6 protein-coding genes are annotated in these 6,506 nt (G+C 42.9%); 3 read left to right on the forward strand and 3 right to left on the reverse strand.

Features of this window, described 5'->3' with window-relative positions:
- Positions 1 to 162 precede the first annotated feature (162 nt).
- Positions 163 to 540: an Hpt domain-containing protein gene (locus tag JWQ85_RS07000; protein WP_299466013.1), complete on the forward strand. Its 378-nt coding sequence runs from the start codon at positions 163 to 165 to the stop codon at positions 538 to 540.
- 140 nt (positions 541 to 680) lie between these two features.
- Here JWQ85_RS07000 and purS read toward each other — a convergent pair whose 3' ends face one another.
- From purS to rho, 3 genes are all read right to left on the reverse strand, one after another.
- Entirely contained in the window at positions 681 to 935 is a 255-nt protein-coding gene (gene purS, locus JWQ85_RS07005; protein WP_299466016.1) for a phosphoribosylformylglycinamidine synthase subunit PurS, read from the reverse strand.
- The gene (gene pssA, locus JWQ85_RS07010) at positions 916 to 1,638 is read right to left on the reverse strand and encodes a CDP-diacylglycerol--serine O-phosphatidyltransferase (protein WP_299466019.1); all 723 of its coding nucleotides are present in this window, start codon (positions 1,636 to 1,638) and stop codon (positions 916 to 918) included. The genes purS and pssA overlap by 20 nt, the downstream gene beginning before the upstream one ends.
- Positions 1,639 to 1,728: 90 nt before the next feature.
- Positions 1,729 to 3,357, reverse strand: coding sequence for a transcription termination factor Rho (rho, locus tag JWQ85_RS07015; protein ID WP_299466022.1), 1,629 nt, complete (start codon positions 3,355 to 3,357; stop codon positions 1,729 to 1,731).
- A 254-nt stretch (positions 3,358 to 3,611) separates the two neighbouring features.
- Here rho and pyrF point away from each other — a divergent pair, with 254 nt between their 5' ends.
- Together pyrF and JWQ85_RS07025 are read left to right on the forward strand one after the other, a co-directional pair.
- A complete protein-coding gene (gene pyrF, locus JWQ85_RS07020) occupies positions 3,612 to 4,442 on the forward strand; it encodes an orotidine-5'-phosphate decarboxylase (protein ID WP_299466028.1) in 831 nt (276 codons plus the stop codon).
- A gap of 90 nt (positions 4,443 to 4,532) precedes the next feature.
- Positions 4,533 to 6,506 carry a S9 family peptidase gene (locus JWQ85_RS07025; RefSeq protein ID WP_299466025.1) on the forward strand — a complete coding sequence of 658 codons (1,974 nt, stop codon included), beginning with the start codon at positions 4,533 to 4,535 and terminating at the stop codon, positions 6,504 to 6,506.

Here is a 6,506-nt window from a genome sequence, read left to right on the forward strand (position 1 = left end):
CCGGAGTTGCATAAGCGCAGTTTTACGCTTGCCCCGCTTGCCGAAATTGCTGCTGATTATCTTCACCCAGTACTTGGCAAAAATATTTTGGGGATTAAAAATGAACTTAAAGATAACTTGATAGTAAAAAAAGTATATTTTTGATATAATTTAATTCTTAATATGCCAGATATTTCTCCAGATCAGGACCTTGATCTTTCTTTTTTATATGAAATTGCCGACGGCAGCGATGAGTTTATTGTTGAATCGATAACCATGTTTTTGGATCAATCGCCAGATTTGCTGACCAGTATAAGTGATGCAATAAATGCAGCAGACTGGGTTACTGCAGCCCAGGCATCGCACAAACTAAAACCCAATCTTGGTTTTTTTGGTATGCCCGTAAGTCAGGCTACCATGCAGGAAATTGAACTGGCCTGCAAAGCAGGAGCCCCAAACCCGGCAGAGGTTGTAGAGAAGTTTAAACAGGTAAGCGCCATTATATCGGCTAACTTAATTACCCTTAAACAAATTAAGGAAGAGAAAGAAGCTAATTTATAGCGGTGAAAGGATAAAGGTTAAGGGTGAAAGGTTTTTGACCATTTCTTACCTAATCAATTATCGAATTAATATATAAAAAGTAAAAGGCGAAGGGCTCATCACCTTTCGCCTTTTATCTTTTAGCTTTAACCTAATAAAGATTATACTGCTTTTATTTCAAACGTATAGCTTTCCATAATAAGGTTGGCTAATAAGTTTTTGCAGGCTTGGTCAACTTTAGCATGGGCGGTTTCGGCGCTGTCTGCTTCAAGCTCTAATGTAATGTGTTTGCCAATGCGGATGTTTTGTATCTCGGCCAAACCAAGGTTTTTCATACTTCCGGTTACAGCTTTTCCTTGTGGGTCAAGTATTTCTTTTTTGGGCATTACGTCAATTTCAGCCTGGAACTTTGTCATTTGTTATTTTAAATTGAATTAAAGATAAAGTGATATAAATGAATATAACCACCGGAACTGCTACAAATTTAAAAAATAGAATGAGTATTGCCGAAAACAACAGCAATAAATAGCGATAAAAGTTTTTGTTGAAATCGCGGTTCTTAAATTTGAGCGACATTAAAGGGATTTCGGCAACCAGCAGGGTGCACATTATTATTATAAATAGCGATAAACCGTATGGGTTTAATATGTAACGCGACATGCTGCTATACTGTCCCAGTATCAACGGGATAGAAGCTATCAGGATAGCATTTGCTGGGGTAGGCAGGCCTATAAAACTTTCGGCCTGGCGTGTGTCGGTATTAAACTTAGCTAACCTTAGCGCCGAGAAAACCGGTATCAGGAAAGCTATAAAGTTCAGATACTCACTTACATGGTTAATTTGGGGCGCCTGTAAAAGCAATTCGTACATAATGGCCGATGGTAGTACGCCAAAACTCACCATATCAGCCAGCGAATCGAGGTCTTTACCTATGCCCGAAAAGGATTGTAAAACACGTGATGCAAAGCCATCAAAAAAATCAAATATGGCTGCCAAAAAAATGGCGTATGCAGCATAAATCAACTGATCCTGGAATGTAAAAACAATACCTATGCACCCGCTGAACAGATTTGCACACGTTATAGCATTTGGAAGATGTTTTTTTACCCGTCGCCTCATAATGTCATGAAGGTATCATAATTTTTACTAAAACCCAAAGGAGTTACAATTAACCTTATGTTATTTATAACTCCTTTAAGTGTAAATATATTATGAATTCATCGATATCAAAAATTCTTCGTTGGTACGGGTGCCTTTTATTTGCGCCTGTAAGAATTCCATTGATTCCTGCGAGTTCATATCCGCAAGGTGGTTACGCAATATCCAGATGCGTTGCAGCGTATCGCGATCAAGTAAAAGATCGTCGCGGCGGGTGCTTGACGCGGTAATATCAATAGCCGGGAATATGCGTTTGTTAGAAAGTTTACGATCCAACTGTAACTCCATGTTACCTGTACCTTTAAACTCTTCAAATATAACCTCGTCCATTTTAGAACCGGTTTCAGTTAATGCTGTAGCAATAATGGTTAATGAACCGCCATCTTCAATGTTACGGGCCGCGCCAAAAAAGCGTTTTGGTTTGTGCAGCGCGTTAGCATCAACACCACCAGATAATATTTTACCTGATGCAGGCGCTACTGTATTGTAGGCACGTGCCAAACGGGTGATAGAATCTAAAAGGATAACCACATCGTGGCCACATTCAACCATACGTTTTGCTTTTTCCAACACGATATTGGCAATTTTTACGTGGCGCTCTGCAGGCTCATCAAATGTTGATGAAACAACTTCGGCGCGTACGCTGCGGGCCATATCGGTAACCTCTTCGGGGCGTTCGTCAATTAAAAGGATGATCAGGTAAACCTCCGGGTGATTTTTGGCTATCGCGTTAGCAACATCCTTTAATAACATGGTTTTACCTGTTTTAGGCTGTGCTACAATTAAACCACGCTGGCCCTTACCAATTGGCGAAAACAAGTCCATAATACGGGTAGAATAGTTACCGGCATCTGTAAACAAGCTCAGTTTCTCTGACGGGAAAAGCGGTGTTAAGTGGTCAAAAGGTACACGGTCGCGCACTTCGGCAGGTATACGGCCGTTAATGGCTTCAACACGTACCAGCGGGAAATATTTTTCACCCTCTTTTGGCGGGCGGATGCTACCGCGAACGGTATCACCGGTTTTAAGGCCGAATAATTTTATTTGCGATTGCGATACGTAAATATCATCAGGCGAGGTCAGGTAATTATAATCTGACGAACGCAGGAAACCATAGCCATCGGGCATAATTTCCAGCACACCTTCGTTAACAATAACATTGTCAAAATCAAGGTTTATAGCAGGCTCCTGGTTTTTTGGCTGATTAACGCGGCGCTCAAATTTTTGAGGGCGGTTTTCAACTGCAGGTTGCTCGGGCTGGCCGGCTTGCTCCGTTCTTTCTTCGGTTTGTTCTTCAGTTGCCTCGCTTGCAGGCGCTGTTTCTGCAGTAACGGTATTTTCGGTATCGTCGGTTTCCGGCTCGTCGTCCTGCTCCTCAAATAAGTTGGTATCATCCAAAGGTACCTCAACACGTGGTTGTTCTTTGGTTTTTACAGTACGGGTACGCTTACGTATTTTCTCGGTATTATCGGCGACTGCTACTGCAGCCGGCTTTTCAGAATAGTTACTCTCAACTGTATTTTGTTGGTTCCTGGCGGCCTCTATTAATTGCTTTTGTTGCACAATTGAAGTGATCAGCTGGGCTTTTCTAAGCTCATCTGCCTCTGCAATACCCAAACTTTTAGCAATTTCGCGCAACTCAGAAACGAGTTTATCGTTCAATTCGATTGTATCAGACATGATATGAATTATAGTTCAAAAGGATTTTTTATTTGAAATTGTCTTGAAACCCTGATTATGCAATTAATAAGCCCAGGTAAGTATTGATAATAAATAACGTGGAGATCAAAATTGTTTCTTTAGTGCAAGAAATAATGCAGGAAAACACTGCAATTTTAACAAAATTATTTTAGAATTCAAATTTATTAAAAAAATAACCTGTTAAATTTAATTTTTTAGTTTTGCGGAAGCATAACAAATTCAAAATCTACATGATATCTCGCAGCAAACTTATTGAACAGATTAAACAGAAAAAATCATTTTTATGTGTAGGCCTTGATACAGATATAGATAAGATTCCCGAATTTTTAAAACAATACCCCGACCCTGTTTTTGAGTTTAATAAGCGCATAATTGACGCCACTAAAGACCTTTGCATTGCCTATAAGCCCAACGCCGCCTTTTACGAAAGCCGGGGATTAAAAGGTTTACAAAGCTTGATAAGCACCGCGCAGTATACTCCTAAAGATATCCTGAACATTATAGATGCCAAGCGTGGCGACATTGGTAATACCTCTGATAATTACGCCAAAGCTTTTTTTAACGAAGAAACATCGGGCATGAGCTTTGACGCAATCACCGTTACACCTTATATGGGTAACGATAGTGTTACACCGTATTTAAAGTACGATGGTAAATGGGTTATCATACTGGCGCTTACCTCGTCGGTAGGGAGTAAAGACTTTCAATACCTGCAAACCGAAACGGGCTTCCTGTACGAAACCGTGATCCAAAAAGCCAACACCTGGGCCGGTGCCGATAGATTGATGTTTGTAGTAGGTGCTACCAAAAGCACCGAGTTTACCAACATCCGCAAATACGCGCCTGATAATTTCCTGCTGGTACCCGGCGTGGGCGCGCAGGGTGGCAGCCTGGAAGATGTTTGTAAATACGGCATCACTAAAGATTGCGGCCTCATCGTCAACTCATCACGCGGTATTATCTATGCGAGCAATGGCGAAGACTTTGCCGAAGCCGCGCGTGCCGAAGCCTTGAAACTGCAACAGCAAATGCAGGCCGAGTTAGAAAAGGCCGGGGTTATTTAGGCCACGGCTTTTATAAGTCATTGATTTTTTGGCAGGTTAACGCGAGTGATTTGTATTTTAATTTTTTAAATTACAGACAAATTACCTGGTATGAAAAAATCCTTACCCATAGTTCTGCTTGTTTTTTTATCATCATCAGCTATAGCGCAAAGCGTTAAAAAGCCCTTTCAGCCTTCAGATTATTACAAGATCCCAACCGTAAGGGAGCCTGATGTTTCGCCCGATAAGCAATGGATAGCCTACAGTGTTGCCGAAATTGATACCGCGAAGGATAAGCGGGTATCACATTTGTGGATGCAAAGTTGGGATGGCAAACAATCTCTGCAGCTTACCCATGGGCCCGAGCCGGCATCAAAACCAAAGTGGAGCCCCGATGGTAAATACCTGGCCTTCCTGTCATCGCGCGAAACAAAAGACACCACACAACTATGGCTGATGGACCGCCGGGGCGGCGAAGGGCGCAAACTCACCAATGTAAAAGGCGATCTGGACGATTATGCATGGTCGCCGGATGGGCGCAAAGTGGTGCTGGTTATGCAAGACCCCGAAGAGAAGCTTAAAGAACCCGCTAAAACGCCAAAGCCTATTGTGATAGACCGCTATCACTTTAAACAGGATAGAGAAGGGTATTTAGAACACCGGCGCAAACACCTGTATCTGTTTGATATAGCCACAAAAAAGCTGGATACTTTAACCAATGGCGATTTTGACGATGCTTCGCCGGAGTGGTCGCCGGATGGTAAAGTAATAGCGTTTGTGAGCAACCGCAGCCCCGATCCCGACAAGAACGAAAACACCGATATATTTACGGTAGAGGCTAAGGTAAAGGGCGCTGTTAAACAGTTAACAAATTGGGGCGGCCATGATAATCACCCTAAATGGAGCCCCGATGGTAAGTATATTGCCTACCTGCGCCAAAACACCGACAGTTACACCATGTATGATATGAATATACTATGTGTAATGAATGCCGACGGGACAAATAATATCCTGGCCAGCGCCCCGCTTGATCGCCCTGCCGATGCCCCGGAATGGAACACCGACGGTAAAAGCATCAGCTTTTTGGTAGATGACGATATGGAGCGTTATGTAGCCGGGTATAACCTGCAATCAAAAAAAATTACAATCATTGCGCGCGGTAAGTATAACATTGATGGTATAACCGCCCACACAACAGGTACTTTTGTTGTGGAATACGGTACGCCGTATATGCCGTTTGAGTTGTACGCGCTGGAAGGTGGCAAGTTTAGGAGGCTTACTTTTCATCACAAAGAATGGCTTGATAAAGTGAAGCTGGCCTATGTAAAACCTTTCCGGTCGGTAAGTAAGGATGGTACGCAGGTATCGGGGCTGTTGTTTACACCCGATAGCCTGACTAATAAGAAACTACCTTTTATACTATACATTCATGGCGGCCCCGTAGGGCAGGATGATTATAGTTTTGACGCCACCCGCCAAATTTTGGCCAGCGCCGGCTATGCTGTTGCCGCGGTAAATTATCGTGGAAGCTCGGGCAGGGGGATAAATTACACCACAGCCATAAATGCCGACTGGGGTAATAAAGAGGTTATGGACCTGCAGGGGGCTGTTGACGAGCTTGTTAAACAAGGCGTTGCAGATCCTGAACGCCTGGGCGTTGGCGGCTGGAGTTACGGCGGTATATTAACCGATTTTATGATAGCATCTGATGCGCGTTTTAAAGCCGCTGCGAGCGGTGCGGGCAGCGCTTTACAAATAGCCAACTATGGTATCGACCAATACGTTTTACAGTATGATAATGAGTTGGGGCAGCCATGGAAAAATATAGAGGCGTACAACAAAATATCGTATCCCTTTTTGCACGCCGACAGGATAAAAACGCCTGTGCTGTTTATGTCGGGTTTAAAGGATTTTAATGTGCCCACTGCCGGCAGCGAACATATGTACCAGGCATTAAAATCATTAGGGGTACCCGCCGAACTGATATTATATCCCGATCAAAACCATGGCATAAGCAAACCAAGCTACCAGGTTGACAGGGAAGTGCGATACATAAAATGGTTTGATAAATATCTGAAGAAATAA

It is taken from the genome of Mucilaginibacter sp., from assembly GCF_028288105.1.
Lineage (GTDB): Bacteria > Bacteroidota > Bacteroidia > Sphingobacteriales > Sphingobacteriaceae > Mucilaginibacter.

What these genes read in the sequence shown, in the direction of transcription:
- JWQ85_RS07000 (WP_299466013.1), top strand. Translation starts at nt 163, where the DNA reads ATGCCAGATATTTCTCCAGATCAGGACCTTGATCTTTCTTTTTTATAT.
- purS (WP_299466016.1), bottom strand. Translation starts at nt 935, where the DNA reads ATGACAAAGTTCCAGGCTGAAATTGACGTAATGCCCAAAAAAGAAATA.
- pssA (WP_299466019.1), bottom strand. Translation starts at nt 1,638, where the DNA reads ATGAGGCGACGGGTAAAAAAACATCTTCCAAATGCTATAACGTGTGCA.
- rho (WP_299466022.1), bottom strand. Translation starts at nt 3,357, where the DNA reads ATGTCTGATACAATCGAATTGAACGATAAACTCGTTTCTGAGTTGCGC.
- JWQ85_RS07025 (WP_299466025.1), top strand. Translation starts at nt 4,533, where the DNA reads ATGAAAAAATCCTTACCCATAGTTCTGCTTGTTTTTTTATCATCATCA.